Below are 17733 nucleotides of genomic sequence, written 5' to 3' on the forward strand. Positions count from 1 at the left end.
GCTTGTTGATTATTTTGTCATTGACCTCCTTTTTGATTTTATCACTAATGTTCTATTGTTGATCTGGATATCCAGACCGGTTAGCCCTTCCAGCACCGCGCATACCGCCCGGATAGATTCAGTTCGTTTGATTCCCCCTGTAATTTTGTCTTCACTGACCGCATGTTTATATTCGACATCAACATCATACCAGCGGGCAACCTCGTTCATGATACTCTTGAGGTCTTTTCCGTCAAAATAGAAATAACCTTCCTTCCAGGCGAGGGCTTCTTCTGGATCCGCTTTTACCACAGTGATCCGGCTATTGTCGATCAAGGTAGCGTTGCCTTTGTCTATCAATACAGAATTGTCAGCGACACTTACCTTTATCCTTCCTTCGGTCAGGATTGTCTTGATCTGCCCCTGTTTGAGATGCGTATTGATATTAAAAGCTGTTCCCACAGCCTCAACAGTAGATTCACCCACTGCTACGCGAAATGGCTTGGAAGGATCCTTTGCGACCTCAAAAAAAGCTTCACCCTTAATCGCTACGCGGCGTTCACTGCCCGTAAATACAGAGGGATATTTTATTTCAGAATCGGCGTTTAACCAGACAACCGTTCCATCATTCAATTGAATACGGTAGGTTCCGCCAACAGGTACATTGAGTTTATGGATATGTACCTCGTCTTTGTCTGTCGCTGCATAGTCCAATTGATTATCCGCTATTTTCATCAGATTTCCGCCGTCACGGATTGTCGTACTGTCATCCACGCCCAAGCGTATCGTCTCGCCATTTGACAAAGTCAACACGGCCTGCTGTTTTCCCGGAAGTACATTTTTATTTTTTTGAGCAACGATGTGAACTTTTTCAGCTCCGGAAAAATACGGTACAGCCCAGACTCCAAGACAGAGGGCCGCGACAATAGAGGCTGCCACCAACCGTCTTCTTTTCTTTTGTTGTTTACGAATTAATTGGGCCTTGGCCAAGGTAGACTCCCATCTGAGCTGTATATCGTTGCGCATATGGCGATTGAGCAATTCGCGGATTTCCTCCTGCTTGACCTCCTTATTCTCCAACCAGATCTTTATCCGTGGATATAATGCCTGAAACTGCTGCAACTCCAACAGTTCCTCAGCGGTGATTGTTCCACTGAGGTACCGTTCCATTAATTGAGCTATCCTTAAATAATTTGATTCCATAATTTAAATATATGAGGTCATGTATCCGTTATAGGTACCCGGAAAAAGACGCCATCTATCCACAAGACGCGCGAGCAGGAAGAAAGGATGACAAGAAAATCAAAAAAATTAAAATAGTAGGATTTTGATGGAACGCAATACCGGAAACAAGACTTTTTTAAGTGTTGCCATAGCCCTGCGTTTTTGGGTCTTGACGGTATTGATCGAAATTCCGTAGCTTTCAGCGACCTCCAGATTCGATTTCTCCTCAATGTAAGCCATTTTAAAAATATTCTGACTGGCTTCGGGGAGATTACGGATGGAAGCATAGAGCTGGTTAATGGCTTCCGCGTAAATGATATTTTCCAATAGATCTTCATCGGATATTTCAGTAGCCGGATTGACCTGACGATATTTATGGATTACCTTTACTTTTCGGAGATGACTTAGCGAAGCATTCTTAACCATCGCATAAATATAGGATTTAGCAGCTTGGCTATCCTTTGGAAGGACAGTATCCTTGTCCAGCAATTTAACAAACACATCCTGTACAATATCCTCCCCCGTCTCGTTACTGCCCACCAAACGGCACGAAAGTTCTACGAGCCCGTAATAATTCTGCTCAAATAGTGCTTTTATCTTATTTTCCATTAGGTTCGACGGCATGAAACTGAACTGGTTAAAATCGATTACTTCCGGCAATTAATATAGCAATTTAAAACTATATTCATACAATTTTAACAGGAAAGGCTTTATTATTTTTCAATCTGAAAGAATGTCAAAATAGATCCCGGTACGACGGTAATTAAGGATAGTATATAAACCCAGAAAGCCAAGAATATTCTTGGCTCAATTATTTGTTATGCAAAGCTATGATCTTATGACATCCTGTTGCAGGCCTCCATGCTACCGGATACAGGCAAGAGTCTAGGATCGAAATCACAATGGCGTTGGAATCGTTAAGATAATTCCGCGGTTTCCGTTTCAATGATATAAACGAGTTCATATTCGCCCTCTTTATACGGAAAACGGTTCATCTCATCAAGCTCCCGGGTCATTTCGATACAATCCAAAAAGTTTTGTTTACAGCCTTCGATCGTGTCCCCATAAGAGGTTAATACAACCGGGCAGTTGACCGTTTTGGCCCAGAAGCCTTCATTATGCCTTTCGATTCTAATTTCTAGTTGATTCATATTTCTATTTTATGTTTGGCGCTATTCTGTGAGAAAAATACTTCTTTTTAACATGGTCTCTGCAAGAAAATAGAGGCCTTTTTCGAATTATTTTGCCGAAAAATAGTAAATAAATTGGTTTACCCCGCCCTTGTTCAAGACTAGATTTTATTTTTTTTTGGGCATTAGACCTTATCCTACTTAAACAGAGCAGGATAAATTTTCAACAATTGGACGCTATCCACTCATGGCTTTATAGGATTTATCGCTTGGCCGCTTGATAATTCTTTTTCCGAACCACCAAGCTGATAACCCATACTGCAAGCAAGATCGCCAATATAGCACCGCTTTTAGCATTGATACCCGGAAAAAAATTGTTAAGACAATGAAATGCGCTTATGGCAATAAGGGAACCTGTCGTGTCGGCAACTTTTCCTATTCCCCAACTTCCAAATACCAAAATAACAAAAAAGGATACTTGTATAGGCGTGAAATCAAAATTCAGATGCCATAAAAACCATAGCACAGACAATAAAAGTATATTATATAATGGTTTCAATGCCTTAAATTCCTGGTAGATAAAGCCGCGCCATCCGATTTCTTCCAGCAGACCATAGACGAGCACTGAGAAAACAGCTAAATATGGAATCGTACCTTTTACCAAGTATGATACGGCACTAATTAAAACAACTGGTAATGCCCAATATAGGGCAATCGGGAGGCATCAAATAACTGCTTGATGTTTTCTGGGCTTGGAATTCTCATACAGTTTTCATGCTTTTATAAGAGGTATCGCTTAGCCGCTTAATGATTCTTTTTCCCTGTGTTGTTTGATACAGAAAGGATACACCGCCACTGACGCCGTATAAATCCATCTTATTAAGCGCTTCCACATTCAGGCTCAGCCACATTACATGGAAGATACTTAAGCTATCTCCATGCGAGACGATGATTATATTTTCATCATCACTAGCCATTATTGTTTCATAGAAGGGTGCCATCCTTTGCCATACATCAGATCTGGATTCAGCATCACTAAAGCATTTATCATGGATAGATATTTCTTGCTTCTCCATATTTTCTTTCAGCCATTGTACAGATTGGCCCACCGCTTTCCCCAGATACCTCTCTTTTAATGCATCAGTAAACTGTACCGGTATATTAAACTGATTTCCAATTATTTCAGCAGTCTTCCTTGTTCTGCTAAGCGGTGATGAATACAATAAAAAGTTGGTATCCTGAAACTCAGATTTTAAGTTGTCAGCGATATTTTCTGCCTGTCGGATTCCTGTTTCTGTTAATTTCCAATCAGTCCATGAACCAATCATTCCATTTTTGTGATGCAAGGATTCAGGATGTTGTACGGTAATGATATTTTTCTTTTTAAACATGGATTTTAGTCGATTATTGAATGGAGAGGTTTCACTGATTGAACAGCGACTATAATTAAGAACTTTCGGTCGCCGACAAAAACGCAGCTTTAAAGCCTCTGATCGCTATAAGATTGAGGATGGCTGCTTCATCACGTTTTAAGGTTCGCACGGTAATTGTACACAGCTTATCCTGCAAATCTGCCGAAATGTATTTTAAATCAGCAATATGCCTAGTCAGATAGGTGATTAACTCAGCACGTTTGGCCAGCACTTGGGCCGAAACAGCAAAGGTAAGTAAGTAATATTTCATCTTTCACGTTGTTTTTTGATCCATTACAGAATCGAAATCCATAGCAACAAACTGATTGTTCTGATCAGCTTGGGCCATATACGCACTATTGCGCAGACCAAATATAAAAATTTCTGACCATTAAACAATAATAGTCAGAAGTAAAAAGTGCAAATAAATTCAATTTCGCCAATGTAAATGGATAAACAGCATATTTAAGATAATGCCCGGAATTTCAAAAATTTACCCCAGGGGAATTAAAAGGTCAGAAAAAAGCCTCTTGGGATTGGCTCCTCAGAGGCTTTATTATCTTCTGCTTCATGATAAGCCAGTTATCCAACTTCTTCAATTCAGCAGTCATTTTCCTGTTTTTACCTATTTTTCTTTTGGCAGATCAGCTTCAATTTTCTTCACAAAATCTTCAGACACACTCGCAAGTTTAGCAACCTCCGAAATAGAAAATGTCCCCAAAGACAACAGATTTGTTATTACTTCAGTTTTAGCCATAATCTCGCCCTCAATTTTTCCTTCAATCTTACCCTCGATTTTTCCTTCGATTTTTCCTTTAATTCTACCTTCAGTCAAAGCTCTCTCGAGCGCTATCTCTTGACTTTCACGAATACTTTGGGCATCCCATTTATTTTTTAAACTTACATTGTACATATCCCGTTCCTCCTGATTTAGTTTACTATACTCTGCCAATTTAAACAGCTTCTTGAAAACTGGTTTACACAAATAATGCGGTAATTTGTCCATTGATGACAAATTTTTGAGCACATAAAGCCAACGATATAGATCGTTAACTAACTCTGTTTCAGCCATAGCAAAGTTAACCAATTCGACGTATATAAAACCCAGATTTTCGTAAAATATTTTCCCAGTATCCCGATAACAAAGGCAAATATCATGTAATCGAAAGATTTTAGCCAAAATGAATATTAATAATTTGTTAATATTCCTAAAACACACAGGTATAATTGCCTATTTACATTTGGTCTTTGCTTAACTAACATGGCTAATTGTGAATTTACAGCGCTTACGGATCAGGAACTGCTCGATTTGGTCCAATTGGAAGACAATAAAGCTGCTTTTTCCGAACTCTATAACCGCTATTGGGAACCCTTGATTAATCTGGCAGGAAAAAGAACGCTCTCCCTTGCTATGGCAGAGGAAATCGTTCAGGATGTTTTCGTCAATTTCTATTTACGGCGGAAGGAAATTCAGCTTAATCATTCCCTTTCTGCTTACTTAAAAACGGCAATTAAATTTCAGGTCTTTAAAGCCTATCGGGTAAAAAAAATCCAGGATAAATATATCGAGACTGTAGCCTACATCGGGCATACCGTTCCGGTCCAGCCCGACAATATCCTCGAGTCCAAACAGATCCATGCGGAGATTTTTAAGATCACCGAAAAAATGCCCGCCACCTGCAAAGAGGTCTTTCTATTGAGCCGTTTCGAAAAACGCTCCAATCAGGATATCGCCGACCAACTGAATATTTCTGTGGCCATGGTCCGCAAGCACATTACCAAATCCATGAATATCATGCGCTCTGAAATCAAAGATCATCAAATGGATATTTTCTATCTGGTGCTGCTGCTGTATATGCATAAAAATTAAGCGAAAATATTTTTTTTGAAATTCCTGTTCCCGCTTTCCAATACTTAGGGTACTAGTTAGTATAAAGCAAAGGAAATGGACGATCAAAATCAATACATCCTCGATATACTCGCGAAATACGAAGCCGGAACGATCACGCAAGAGGAACTCCAGATACTCGAAGACTGGTACGCTTCATTTGAAAGCAATCCAGATATCACCGACAGTTTAAGCCCGGAGGAACGTGCCGTCCGGAAAAAACAATTGCAGGAAAAGATCTTCGATCAGATTGACCGGGAGACATCCTCAACGGCAAAGATGTCCAAAAAGCGATTTTTTCTAAATCCGGGCAATAGGTTATGGCAAGCCGCTGCTTCCATAGCTCTCATTTGTGCAGTCTCATTATACATCTTCAAGAAGCAGTCCGACAAGCTTCCCGTCAGCGCAGAAGAGCAAAGCAGCACGATCAGACCCGGAACGGATCAAGCCATCTTAACACTCGGCAATGGCGAAAAGATTCTACTGGATGACTCCAAAAAGGGAGAGCTCACTACCGAAGGAAACATTCATATCAACAAGCTGCAACCGGGCAATCTGGTTTATACAGCGGGTAAAAAGGTCCCTAAGGTATATTCAAATACACTTTCTACCCCGCGGGGCGGCAGGTACCAGCTGACCTTAGCTGACGGTACACAAGTCTGGTTAAATGCCCAATCTTCGATCACCTACCCCTCCGCCTTCCGTGGTTCTACACGGGAAGTGACGATCAGCGGCGAGGTATACTTTGAAGTAGCACACAATGCTGCCATGCCTTTTCGGGTGAAGTCCGAAAACCAAACGATCGAAGTGCTGGGCACCCATTTTAACGTCAATACCTACAAGGCTAAATCCAGGACCAAAACAACCCTCCTGAGCGGTTCCGTCGCCCTGAGCAATGCCGATCAGCGCATCGTCCTCAGGCCCGGTCAGCAAGGTATTGTGGCCGCCCGTTCCCTGTCCGTCAAACAGGTGGACCCGACCGAGGTCATTGCCTGGAAAGAGGGCTATTTTGACTTTACGGATGCGGATATTGGCAGCGTTATCGACGAACTGGGCCGCTGGTACAATGTGGACATTCACTATCAGGGCACCGCAACCCAGGAAACCTTTACGGGAAGGATACCACGCTCCTGGCCTTTTGAAAAAGTATTGAATCTATTAAAAACGTTTAAAAGCATTCAGGTAGAAATGCAAGGAAGGAGGCTTATTGTAGAAACAAGATAATACATCACCAAATGTCCGATTCCAAAAAAAAGCCAATAGTGGTCGTAACACTACTGGCCGATAGCCGGAATAGGCAAATGAATTTCTCGATCCGATTTAACACATATTTCAGCTTAACAAATGTATAAAAAAAATACAAACATACTATTGAAAATGAAGCTAAGCACCTTCATGACCGCTTTTGGTATGCTACAGATCAGCTTGGGGGCAGTAGGACAAAACATCAGCCTCTCCGAGAAGAACAGCTCCCTGGCCAACGTATTCAAAAAAATAAGTACGCAGACAGGCTATGGATTTTTAGTCGAAGGCAGCCTGCTTAAAATGTCCAGACCGGTCACTATAGAAACGCGGAATACCGATATCAATACGGTATTGGCCGCCATTTTCAAAAACCAGCCGCTGAGCTTTGAACTGCGGGATCAATCCGTGCTTGTTTCGGCAAAAAAGACAAGCAGCAGCCTCCTTTCAGCCTCCAGGGGCGCAAGCAACATCGGCGCCCAACAACAGGGCACAATCAGTGGAAGGATTACCAATGAAAACGGCGAAGCGCTCGCAGATGCCAGCATCACCGTGCTCCAGACGGGACTGTCTTTGAAAAGTAAGGCCGACGGAAGTTATACGCTCAAAATCCCCGCCGGAACCTATACCATGGAAGTCCGTTACATATCCCATCAGACAAAAAGGATCACCGACATCCTTGTCCATCCCGGCAAGCAGACACAGCTCAGCATCGTGTTAAAAGATGCCGTAAAAAGCCTGGAACAGGTGGTCGTCACTGGCAGCTATAAACAGGAAAGTATTGCTTCACTCTATGCCAAACAAAAAAATGCAGCAACGATCTCCAACGGGATCAGCCGCGAGCAGATTGCCGTGTTACCTGACAAAAACGTTGGTGAGACCTTGAAGCGCATCGCCGGTGTCAGCACCAATGACAACCGCCGGGTCGTGATCCGCGGTATTGCCGAACGCTATAACCTGGCCATGATGGATGGCGCCACCCTCCCCAGCACCGATGTGCAGGTCCGGGACTTTGAATTTGATATCGTACCGAGCAACCTGATCGAGAATGTTATTATCCACAAGACCGCATCGCCAGACCTGAGCTTTGGTTTTGGCGGCGGACTGGTCCAGATCAACACCCTGGCCATTCCATTGAAAAACTTTACCTCCTTTTCGCTGGGCAGCAAATATATCAATGGCTCTACGGGAAAAGATTTCCTGGGCTATGGCCGTGGCAGCTGGGACTACCTGGCCTTTGACGACGGCACGCGGGGCAAGTTCCCGCGGGATCTGACCGTCTTCAACGGCATCAACTACGATCCTGCCAATCCGTACAAACCGGTACCCGAGGGAGTCACGCCCTTTACCCCCGAAATGATCGCAGCACAGAACAAACGCATTGGCGGACTGGAACGTCTGGGTACACGAAAATATACCGCGCTACCCGGACAAAACTATCAGTTCAGCCTAGGACGGAGCTACAATAGCATGAAGGGCATCTTTGGATTTGTAGGTTCGCTCAGCTACCGCAATGAACAGTCTATTGACCAGATCTCCAATTTCGAACGGGGCAACTGGCAAAAAACAGACGGAGCCAGCTTCGATATCAGTACCGGAAAAGAAATCAATCCGACTAGCGCTAGGCAGTACAACTTCAATTCGAGTCTAAGCGGATTGGTCAACCTGGGCTGGAACAGCAAAAACCATAAAATAACCTCCCGCAACTTTTATTCCCGCATGTTCAACAATCAGTTTTCCGTGATCGAGGGCTGGGGAAACGATATTGGCCATGGCTCCAGACCGGCTATCCGGGAGTATGACCGCCCCAAATTTATCGATATGCTCCAGAACAGGCTGGATGGCGAACATCGCTTGGGCAACTTTAAGCTCGAATGGAATATTGCCCGCAACCAGCTGAACAACCGCGAGAAAGATGCGACCGAAGCCTGGCTCGAACCCCGAGGCACCCTCAATGATACCCTGTACAATGTTGTCCCTTCGCACTATGCCAATGCCGGTGATGGGACCTTTACACGTTCCGAATACCATTATACCGAGACCAACAAAATTGCCGAGGGGGCATTGAGCTACCAGACCAACTGGCTTGGGCAAAAGCAGACCCTGAAAGCCGGCTATCAGTTTATGGATCGGCATGGATTGTTCGAATGGGTCTCCCTGCCGATCGTTTCGGTCGGTGCAAATACTTATTCGCCCGTCAACACCTGGTCGAAGTACCTGGATTTTAAAGATCCCTTACATGGGATGTTCTATTATCCCGCCGCCTTCTCCATCAGTGCCTATGAAGGGAAAAATATCAACCAGGCTGTCTATGGCATGCTGGACAACAGGTTCAACTCCTGGATCAGGCTGGTCTGGGGACTGCGTGCCGAATACTTCAAGTATAAAAGCCTGCAAAACGGCGATAATGACCTGCAGATGGATGCACGCACCATTGCCATGCGCAAGCAGCGCTTTGTCGACCCCAAAACCGGCAAACTGGTGGGTATGACGGCCGATCCCGAGACCGAAGAGAAAACCTGGCGATACCTGCCCTCGGCGAGCCTGACCTTGACACCCGTAGAGGATTTCAATATCCGCATGGCCTATTCGCAGTCGGTAGTCCGCCCCGCATTGATCGAAAACTCCAGAATGGTACGCCAGGATCCTGCACTGGGTGGCGCTTACCGCCGCAATGAAGGCGTGCTGTCTACCGTCATTAATCATTATGATATGCGTTTGGAATGGTACCCTTCCCTAGCGGAAGTCATTTCCATTGGATTTTTCTATAAATATTTTCAGAATCCGATCGAATTGTACCGGCAGATGATGGATTCCTCGCATCGCATCTATGTAACGACGAATAACTCCGAATGGGCCAAAGTCAAGGGGCTGGAGTTTGATATCCGCAAAAACTTAGGATTTATGCTTCCGGGCTCCCTGTTGGAGAACTTTAATTTCAGCGGCAACGTCACACTACAAAGCTCCGAGGTGCAGTCGGCCGAATTCAGGGCCAAGGGCATCGACACCGATAAATATGGGAATACCTTTGAGTACCGCGAAAAACAGTTCCTGAAAAGCAAGCGCCCGCTCTATGGACAGATCCCCGTCGTCTACAATGCCGCCTTACAATATGCCGGAGACCGCCTCGGTGCCAACGTCGCCTTCAATCATATGGGGTACAAAACCTTTATGACCGCCATGAGCGAAGACCTGATCGAATACGAGCGCCCCCGCAATCAGCTCGACGCACAGCTGAGCTACAAATTGCTGAAAAACAAAAATCTGGACCTTAAGCTCAACCTCAGCAATCTGCTGAACAGTCCGTTCCGCTTTTATGTCAACAGGCCCGAAACCTACAAGATACAGGACCGCTGGAAAGGCCTATCAAACTCCGAGTGGCCGACCCAAGAGTGGGACGAGATCTACGAGTGGAAATTCGGGTTTTCCCAAAAATATGAGGAAGGTTACTACGAGACCTCAGCAGATGGAACCAAAAAGATGCGCATAGGCGACAAAGAAACCTTTAACCGCAAAGTAGGCAGTTCCTTTAGCCTATCCATTGGATATACATTTTAAATCAAGCGTTATGAACATAAAAAACATTTTAACAGCCACGGCAATCAGCTTCTTCCTGCTCATCGCCCTCCTGTCCTGCAACAAAGGCGGAGACCAGCTTTTGTATCATTCCAATATACATCTGTTCAATTTAAGTGGGTATAATAACAGCAATGAGAAACTTACGCTGCAACTGGACACCTTTCCCCCTACAGTAACGCCAGCATTTGGCAAAATTGCTTTTGGCGCCACCTATAATTTCAATGACCCCAAAAAGCAAAGCTTAAAATTCACCATGAAGTCCAAAGCCAACGATAAAATTCTGCTGGAGCGGGAAATCAAAGCCACGGATACGGAAGCCGAGACCAACCTCAACCTGATCTATATGGACGGGAAGGTGGGCGATTTCCCGGTGATCCCGGCACCCGAGGAAGGCAAGGTGCAATTGATCTATATGTTCCAGTCCAATATTTTAAATTACCGCGAACCGGTGGATATTGTATTCAAGAAATACTATTTTATCCCCAAAGTATTTGAAGAGGTCGTCCGGATCAAAAACCTAAAGCCCAATGAGTTCTCACAGCCCATCTCTTTTACCCCTTTTCCTTTAGGCATACAGGATTATAATGGGCAGAAAACGCCTGTATTGTTTCGTGCACATATCTATAAAGCCGGGACGGACATCCCCTATAACGCGGGCACATCCTATGAATTCAACCCGCTGACTTCGGTTGCTCCGACGCCCTCACCCGTAAAGGCCAGTTCCAAGTTGCTGATCATCAACGAAGCTCCGGTCAATAATATGATACAGTTTAATAAGGTTTTAGAATTATAATTTATACAGATGAAAAATTTGTTGACAAAGACATTTTTCCCATGCATGGCGCTGCTGCTGATCGGTATTCCTTTCTTTTTCTGTGCCTGCAACAAGGATACTGTTGAAGTAGAGCGCGCGATGCATATCCTGATCAATGGCCACAATGGTGCTGAGCATCCTTTAGTGGTGGCGATCGATACCACTGTGTTCGATCATAAAGACGGCGCTTTTATTATCCAGCCCAAGAGCAATATCCATTTTACCACGGCCTTTAGCTACAAAGTACCAAAAAAACGGCTGGTTACCTTAACAGATACCGTGACCAAGAAAGTAGTTTACAGTGCTGAATTGCCAGAGAATACCATCAGAGTCAATTTCAATTACCTCTATTTTGACGGCAAGGTACAGCAGGTGGTTCCCCCTGCTGCCGACCCCAATGTCAATAAACTAGGCTTTTACATTTATGATAAAAGCATTGATTTCCCGGTTGATATTTCGCTACAGCAGGTCAACGCAACCACGGGCGATGTCCGTAAGGAGTACATTGCAAAGAACGTGCTTCCCGCAAAATGGGTCTACGTCGATTATCTGCCACTCAAGGACTTTGACAAAGAGGTCGACCTGCGGAGTGCTACGGTTCATTTCACCAAGGCGAATACGGATGAATGGGCCTTTGAAGGCGATGAAGCAAAAAGTAAATTGCCCGCCGTTGGGTTCTTTTTCCCAAAATTGAACGATAAAGGAAAGGTGCAACCCTATTTTATTGCACCCAAGGTGCCGAATCAAATATTCAGCCGACTTTTCTTTTATTTGGATTAACGGGATCAACATGTAAATCACAGGCGGGAAAGTATATTTTCACCTAGATTAAGATATACCTTCCCGCCTATTTTTCGGCAAAAAATCCACCACTTCTTTTGTAAATGCATTGTTTCACATGAGCACACAGCAGAAGATTTTCTACGCCATACAACCGATACCAGTTCTCACAAATACCGAAGACTTTTGAGCTTTTCTTAGAGCAAGCCCGGGTTTTGCTGGCGGTAAAATGCGGACCGGCCGGCCTTGACCTCAGTTATCGGATCGCTACTGGCGCTAGGCAAACGCCCCCCGTTCCCATGATACGGAAAATAAAATCCAACTAGGGTCCCCGCAATTGTTGTTCTCTCCCCCTTTTAAGGGAAATAATCGAAATACAGACCTTAAACATCCTGAACAGGTTATATTCAAGGATAAATGCGTATTTTTACCCCTAAGCATTCAATCTTATTTTAAATAATCAAAACGCCCATTCAAGCAGGATATATTTTTTTACAATTGGATGAATACCGTACTGTAACCTTCATGTCTTATGGACGAAAGCAATGATGAAACACTTTAGGCTAAATAGCTTCAACGCACTATTTTTCCTCCTTTGGGGAATGATCACAGCAGTACTATGGGTATTTGATGACTCTGACTATCCAATGGTCATCCAGAAAATACTATCTGGAATATCGCTGCTTGGGACCTTATGTACGACAACTTATTTTCTATGTAACTATATCTTACCCAAAGCGATCGACAGCAATAAGTTGTATTCCATCCTGCCCCACTTTTTGACGTTGTCGGTCTTCCAGGCTATATTATTATGGATTTTTCAAGAAGGATTATACTTCCTTGAGGATCGCAATTACCTGCCCCTATCGGAAGTCGCTCAGGAACGGGAAACCTTTGTGACGACACTGGCGAGTACATTTCCGGTAAGTATCCTTCTTAATCTTGGTTTTGGTGGCTTAAAGGTCTATTTTGAACACGGCAAGTTGCATCAGCAGCACCTGACATTAAAAAAGACTCACCTGGAGATACAGCTCCATGCACTCCAGTCAAAGATCACGCCTCACTTTATGTTCAATGTATTGAACCATATCCATCTTTTGATCCAAAAAGATACCGAGCTTGCCTCCACGCTGCTGATTAAATATGCGGATATTCTACGTTATCAATTGTATGGAGCTGACAAAGAACATATCTCCCTGGCGGAAGAAATTGCCTTTATCAACAATTATATTGAAGTCGAGACTTATCGCTGGGCAAACAATCTGACGGTATCCCGCGACGTTCAGTTGACTGATCCACAGGTCCATATTGCCCCTCATTTATTTATTATATTCATCGAAAATGCGTTCAAACATGTTGGCCGGGCCACTGCGGAGAAAGGTGTTATCGCCATACAAATCAGCCAGGACGCCGCAACAATCAAACTGGATATTCAAAATTCAAAAGGATCCATACAGCCCAAAAAGGCGGATCATACTGGTATAGGGTTGAAAAATGTAAGCGAACGGCTATCGCTGATCTACCCTAACCGACACGAACTGATCATCAATGACACAGCAAATCGCTATCAGGTCACACTCACAATCACTATTCATGAACAGCATGACCATTAAATCCGAAACACCCATGCCGCCACTCAAATGCCTTATTGTCGATGATGAATTAGGGGCTGCGGAAGGAATTAAATTTTATATTGAAAAGTTAGACTTCCTTGAAGTCACACAGATCGGTTTCTCGGCCATAGAAGCCACTCGTGCCTTACGTGAACATGAGATCGACCTGATGTTTCTCGATATCAATATGCCCGAACTGTCGGGGATCGAACTGTTAGAGTCGTTAAAAAAGACACCGTTAACCATCATGACGACTGCTTATTCCGAGTATGCACTGGACGGTTTTAGGTTAAATGTGGTCGATTACCTGCTTAAACCGATCAGTTTTCCACGATTCTTTCAAGCGGTTCAAAAAGCCCATGAAATGTATCGGTCACAGTTAGCCCTTCGCAACATGATGACGACAAGAGATCAGGATATCTATATTAAACAGGGGGATACCTTCATACGATTCGTATGGGCAGACATCCTATACATTGAGGCGATGCAAAATTATGTCAAAATATACCTGAAAGATAAAGTATATCTGGTTCACCAGACCATGCATGTCACCGCAGATATGCTGCCCGACAAAGCATTTTTCAGAATCCATAAGTCATTTCTGGTCAACCTATCTCATATCGAAAAAATCAGTGGCGGAAGGGTCTATGTTAATGGGACAGAACTGCCGCTTTCGAAATATCGGCGTGAAGAGTTATTTAAGACCGTTGTCAGCAGAAAACTTTTGAGCAGGTAATACCTGCCCAAAAATTTCTAAAATCTATAGGTGATGGATAACCTCGCCTGCTTACTCCCTACTACAGGTAAAATGCTTAAGGCGTTTATATTTTCTTTCTTAGACCATAATTTATGCAGTTTCGGCAATAATAGATAGGCAATTTCCGTACTTACTATACCGATCCCTGCACCTGCTACCACATCGCTTAACCAGTGTTTGTTGTTCACGATCCGCAACGCGCCAGTAGCGCCTGCGATCATATAGCCACTGATCCCTATCCAGGGGCTGCTATCCCCATACTCTTTATATAAAATATGAGCACCCACAAATGCTGTGGCAGTATGGCCCGAGGGAAAGGATTTTGTGTTGGAACCATCGGGGCGCGGCACTGTTGTCGTATGTTTCAGCGTTTGAACAGTTAGCCCCATAATGGCGTGTGAAACTGCCATGACCAAGGTCCGGTCAGTTACATCATGCTTTGGCCGCGTGCCCATCAGATCGATGGCATATACGCTGAACGCAGGTAGGTATTGCAGGTAATCGTCTATTGTGGTCCGACTTGCAAAATACTTTTCACGGGCGTTTTTCACCTTCAGGTCCAGTCCTCTCAACGGGGTATTGTATTGGGCGATGACACCATATCCCATGAATGCACCCGCGGCGATCAATGCTGGATCGATTCGATGATTCTTTGTTGATATGTCAGGACCTGTTCGCCCGGAGCCCAACGGCCGGACCACTTGCAGGTTTATTGACTCCGGTGGTTGCTGCACGGTTATTGAATCTGATGAAACCGGATTTTGCGCGAATGTATTCGCATAACTAAAAATGATGGCAATAAGAATTGTAATACGCATAAAATTGTGTCCGTTAATCGTTAACGGACACAAAACTGATGACTTGACGGCGTCTTACAGCAAGTTATTGATGACGGGATCCGGTGTGATGACCTGTAGGCGGAAATGAGGGACGAGTGACTTTCTCGCACCACTGCCCCTTTGAAAAAGGACAGCCGCACTATATGGCCAGTTTAACTGTCGGTCTATTGACATTTTAGACCATTGGACATTGCGGAGGCGGCAGAACAGCCTCCGTAATTGTTATTCAAAGCCTCTTACCTGATTTTTCAAGCTCTTTGACGAAATCCTTACCCCAATAATGGATATCGTAGTGTTCAATATGCTCATACAGCCTACGCGCCCTGACCTGAGCCTCTCCGGGCTCCATGACGAGCGCTTTTAATAGCGCATCTTTCATGCTCTTGCGGTCATAGGGATTGGTCAATATGGCATAAGGCAATTCGACCGAAGCTCCCGCAAATTCCGAAAGCACAAGAATCCCGGGGGTCTCCAATAGGCCATGGGTAGCAATGTATTCCTTGGCGACCAGATTCAGCCCGTCGCGCAAAGGCGTGATCCAGGCAACGTCGCTCAGCGCATAATGCTTGATCACCTCCTCAAAAGGCAGTGCCCTGTAAAAATATTGGATAGGCGTCCAGTTCATTGTGGCATATTTACCATTTATCTCACCCACAGCCTGGTTCACCTGATCCCGGATCTCATCATAGATCGTCATTCCCTGTGATGGCGGTGTACAGACATTGACCAGTTCGATCTTACCCCGAAATTCGGGATACTCGGCAAGAAATTCGCCAAAAGCCTGGATTTTTTCCAACGGCCCCTTGACGTAATCCAGGCGCTCAATGGATATGATACGCGTTATTTCAGATTCCGCTTTGCTTTTTTTGAGGGCATTGATCTCCTCCGGAATGTGATCATCAGTCAAAATATGCTCGATATGATCCCTGTTGACACCGACCGGTTGTGCCCCTAGCCTGATCTGCCGGCCGTCCACCTCAATGATCTTGGTCATCTGATCGACCCCGAGGGCACAGCTATAGGTCAGGAACTGATTGGCGACATCTACCTTTTTGACTACTTTAAACGGCGTATGGCTGCGGATCACATCCACAAAATTCTCCACATAGCGTGGGATATGAAAACTGATAAAATCACAGAGCAACAGGCTGCCGATGATCTCTTTGCGCCAGGGAATAATATTAAAAATATCCGCTGCCGGAAAAGCCGTATGGTGAAAAAAACCAATTTTCAGATCGGGGCGCATGGTCTTTAAAAAAGAAGGCACCATCCACAGATTATACTCATGGATCCACACCAGCGCCTCCTCGTCGGCCTCGCGGGCGATCCGTTCGGCAAAGCGCTTGTTGATCATCAGGTAATGCGCCCAGTCCTCGTGGTTGAACTTGGCCCGGTCCACAAAGGAAAAGATCGTCGGCCAAAATGCCTCTTTGGAAAATACACGATAGAATTTATCAATATCCTCTTTTGACAACGATATGGTGGAGGCGACCAGATTAGGATAGCGGCTTTCATCCACCAGCTGATTTGGAACCAGCTGTCCGTCCTGCTGGATCACTTCCTCACCGATCCAGAGGCCAGACCTTCCCTTTTCGAATAAGCCCAGCAGCGAGGGAATGATGCCATTCGGACTTTTGGGTGCAACCCGTACCGTTTTACCATTGACCGCTTCCTTTTCAAAAGGCAACCGATGGTATACCATCACCAGCTGATCGGATTTCTTGGATTTTCTTTTTTGAGGTATAATTTTTTTTTCCCCACGGATCAGCTGTTGAAACGGGCGGTGCTTGCCCATATATTCCAGTATTCCGCCCGCTCCTGCAGCTTCCGCGTTATAAGCCGTATTCAGCTCAGCAATCGCTTGCAGCAGACTTGGTTCGGATTTTCCGACGGCAACACCCTTAAAACCGATCTGAAATAAGGCCAGATCATTTAAAGTATCACCGGCCACCATCACATCATCCGCATGGACAGCCAGGAATTCGACCAACTTCTTTAATGTTGTTCCCTTATTGACACCTTTAGGTAGCAAATCAAGGTATTTATCAGCCGAAGTTATAATGTCACAGTCATACCTGTCGGCCACCTGCTGCACCAGGCTATGGTCTACCCCAGCTTCATAATAAAAGGAGCTGCGGCGCTGCTGTGGCACATGTTGGTAATTCAGCTGCGGAATTTCCTCCAGCGCAGCGCGGATCGCATAAGTCTGCGGCCATTTTTCCTCAATTTCACTCTGCAGTGGCTCAATCGCTTCCAGGCTATGGCCGTTAACGACCGTGGCACCCACATCCGCGATAATGAAGTCCGGCACCGGAATGAGCGGATCGCTCAGCAGCGGCAATACCGACTCCAGTCCTCTTCCGGTGACAAAAACCAGCTGCAGGTTGGGGCTGGTCTTGATCAGTCTATATAATCTGAGGCGGTCTTCCATCTTTCCGCCTAAAAAAGTTCCGTCTAAATCTGTTGCTAATAGCAT

At 44.8% G+C, this 17733-nt stretch carries 16 protein-coding genes; 7 read left to right on the top strand and 9 right to left on the bottom strand.

From position 1 onward, the window contains the following. Positions 1 to 9: 9 nt before the first annotated feature. The 7 genes from ABTV71_RS16785 to ABTV71_RS16815 all read right to left on the bottom strand — a co-directional run bounded on the left by ABTV71_RS16785 (position 10) and on the right by ABTV71_RS16815 (position 4964). Positions 10 to 1182, bottom strand: a complete 1173-nt coding sequence (locus tag ABTV71_RS16785; RefSeq protein WP_433900347.1) for a FecR family protein — start codon at positions 1180 to 1182, stop codon at positions 10 to 12. Positions 1183 to 1290: 108 nt separating this feature from the next. Continuing rightward, entirely contained in the window at positions 1291 to 1827 is a 537-nt protein-coding gene (locus tag ABTV71_RS16790; protein ID WP_433900348.1) for a sigma-70 family RNA polymerase sigma factor, read from the bottom strand. Between the two features lie 293 nt (positions 1828 to 2120). Beyond that, complete coding sequence (locus tag ABTV71_RS16795; RefSeq protein ID WP_121125214.1) at positions 2121 to 2354, bottom strand: hypothetical protein; 234 nt, start codon at positions 2352 to 2354, stop codon at positions 2121 to 2123. A 241-nt stretch (positions 2355 to 2595) separates the two neighbouring features. Next, positions 2596 to 2997 carry a CPBP family intramembrane glutamic endopeptidase gene (locus tag ABTV71_RS16800; protein ID WP_433900349.1) on the bottom strand — a complete coding sequence of 134 codons (402 nt, stop codon included), beginning with the start codon at positions 2995 to 2997 and terminating at the stop codon, positions 2596 to 2598. A 97-nt stretch (positions 2998 to 3094) separates the two neighbouring features. Continuing rightward, a complete protein-coding gene (locus ABTV71_RS16805; protein ID WP_121125212.1) occupies positions 3095 to 3724 on the bottom strand; it encodes a histidine phosphatase family protein in 630 nt (209 codons plus the stop codon). Positions 3725 to 3779: 55 nt separating this feature from the next. Next, the gene (locus ABTV71_RS16810; protein WP_121125211.1) at positions 3780 to 4016 is read right to left on the bottom strand and encodes a hypothetical protein; all 237 of its coding nucleotides are present in this window, start codon (positions 4014 to 4016) and stop codon (positions 3780 to 3782) included. A gap of 354 nt (positions 4017 to 4370) precedes the next feature. After that, positions 4371 to 4964 (bottom strand): PD-(D/E)XK nuclease family transposase, encoded by a 594-nt coding sequence (locus ABTV71_RS16815; RefSeq protein WP_433900350.1) that lies wholly within the window; start codon positions 4962 to 4964, stop codon positions 4371 to 4373. A 42-nt stretch (positions 4965 to 5006) separates the two neighbouring features. On the opposite strand from ABTV71_RS16815, the gene ABTV71_RS16820 reads away from it, so the two are divergent. The 7 genes from ABTV71_RS16820 to ABTV71_RS16850 all read left to right on the top strand — a co-directional run bounded on the left by ABTV71_RS16820 (position 5007) and on the right by ABTV71_RS16850 (position 14397). Then, positions 5007 to 5615 (top strand): RNA polymerase sigma factor, encoded by a 609-nt coding sequence (locus ABTV71_RS16820; protein ID WP_433900351.1) that lies wholly within the window; start codon positions 5007 to 5009, stop codon positions 5613 to 5615. A 75-nt stretch (positions 5616 to 5690) separates the two neighbouring features. Continuing rightward, a complete protein-coding gene (locus ABTV71_RS16825; protein WP_433900352.1) occupies positions 5691 to 6857 on the top strand; it encodes a FecR family protein in 1167 nt (388 codons plus the stop codon). A gap of 153 nt (positions 6858 to 7010) precedes the next feature. Beyond that, complete coding sequence (locus tag ABTV71_RS16830) at positions 7011 to 10433, top strand: carboxypeptidase regulatory-like domain-containing protein (protein WP_433900353.1); 3423 nt, start codon at positions 7011 to 7013, stop codon at positions 10431 to 10433. Positions 10434 to 10443: 10 nt separating this feature from the next. Further along, a complete protein-coding gene (locus ABTV71_RS16835) occupies positions 10444 to 11247 on the top strand; it encodes a hypothetical protein (protein ID WP_433900354.1) in 804 nt (267 codons plus the stop codon). 9 nt (positions 11248 to 11256) lie between these two features. Continuing rightward, positions 11257 to 12048 carry a hypothetical protein gene (locus tag ABTV71_RS16840; protein ID WP_433900355.1) on the top strand — a complete coding sequence of 264 codons (792 nt, stop codon included), beginning with the start codon at positions 11257 to 11259 and terminating at the stop codon, positions 12046 to 12048. A 545-nt stretch (positions 12049 to 12593) separates the two neighbouring features. Continuing rightward, complete coding sequence (locus tag ABTV71_RS16845; protein ID WP_433900356.1) at positions 12594 to 13661, top strand: sensor histidine kinase; 1068 nt, start codon at positions 12594 to 12596, stop codon at positions 13659 to 13661. Beyond that, positions 13642 to 14397, top strand: a complete 756-nt coding sequence (locus tag ABTV71_RS16850) for a LytR/AlgR family response regulator transcription factor (RefSeq protein ID WP_433900357.1) — start codon at positions 13642 to 13644, stop codon at positions 14395 to 14397. Before ABTV71_RS16845 ends, ABTV71_RS16850 begins: the two co-directional genes overlap by 20 nt. Before the next feature lie 17 nt (positions 14398 to 14414). Here the strand turns inward: ABTV71_RS16850 and ABTV71_RS16855 are convergent, their stop codons facing one another. Beyond that, positions 14415 to 15236: a phosphatase PAP2 family protein gene (locus ABTV71_RS16855; RefSeq protein ID WP_433900358.1), complete on the bottom strand. Its 822-nt coding sequence runs from the start codon at positions 15234 to 15236 to the stop codon at positions 14415 to 14417. Between the two features lie 247 nt (positions 15237 to 15483). Next, entirely contained in the window at positions 15484 to 17733 is a 2250-nt protein-coding gene (ggpS, locus tag ABTV71_RS16860; RefSeq protein WP_433900359.1) for a glucosylglycerol-phosphate synthase, read from the bottom strand.

Source organism: Sphingobacterium puteale, assembly GCF_050986225.1.
Taxonomy (GTDB): domain Bacteria; phylum Bacteroidota; class Bacteroidia; order Sphingobacteriales; family Sphingobacteriaceae; genus Sphingobacterium; species Sphingobacterium puteale.

Excerpts from the sequence above, each read along its gene's own strand:
- ABTV71_RS16785 (WP_433900347.1), bottom strand. The coding sequence starts at position 1,182 with ATGGAATCAAATTATTTAAGGATAGCTCAATTAATGGAACGGTACCTC.
- ABTV71_RS16790 (WP_433900348.1), bottom strand. The coding sequence starts at position 1,827 with ATGCCGTCGAACCTAATGGAAAATAAGATAAAAGCACTATTTGAGCAG.
- ABTV71_RS16795 (WP_121125214.1), bottom strand. The coding sequence starts at position 2,354 with ATGAATCAACTAGAAATTAGAATCGAAAGGCATAATGAAGGCTTCTGG.
- ABTV71_RS16805 (WP_121125212.1), bottom strand. The coding sequence starts at position 3,724 with ATGTTTAAAAAGAAAAATATCATTACCGTACAACATCCTGAATCCTTG.
- ABTV71_RS16810 (WP_121125211.1), bottom strand. The coding sequence starts at position 4,016 with ATGAAATATTACTTACTTACCTTTGCTGTTTCGGCCCAAGTGCTGGCC.
- ABTV71_RS16820 (WP_433900351.1), top strand. The coding sequence starts at position 5,007 with ATGGCTAATTGTGAATTTACAGCGCTTACGGATCAGGAACTGCTCGAT.
- ABTV71_RS16825 (WP_433900352.1), top strand. The coding sequence starts at position 5,691 with ATGGACGATCAAAATCAATACATCCTCGATATACTCGCGAAATACGAA.
- ABTV71_RS16830 (WP_433900353.1), top strand. The coding sequence starts at position 7,011 with ATGAAGCTAAGCACCTTCATGACCGCTTTTGGTATGCTACAGATCAGC.
- ABTV71_RS16835 (WP_433900354.1), top strand. The coding sequence starts at position 10,444 with ATGAACATAAAAAACATTTTAACAGCCACGGCAATCAGCTTCTTCCTG.
- ABTV71_RS16840 (WP_433900355.1), top strand. The coding sequence starts at position 11,257 with ATGAAAAATTTGTTGACAAAGACATTTTTCCCATGCATGGCGCTGCTG.
- ABTV71_RS16845 (WP_433900356.1), top strand. The coding sequence starts at position 12,594 with ATGATGAAACACTTTAGGCTAAATAGCTTCAACGCACTATTTTTCCTC.
- ABTV71_RS16850 (WP_433900357.1), top strand. The coding sequence starts at position 13,642 with ATGAACAGCATGACCATTAAATCCGAAACACCCATGCCGCCACTCAAA.
- ABTV71_RS16855 (WP_433900358.1), bottom strand. The coding sequence starts at position 15,236 with ATGCGTATTACAATTCTTATTGCCATCATTTTTAGTTATGCGAATACA.
- ggpS (WP_433900359.1), bottom strand. The coding sequence starts at position 17,733 with ATGCTATTAGCAACAGATTTAGACGGAACTTTTTTAGGCGGAAAGATG.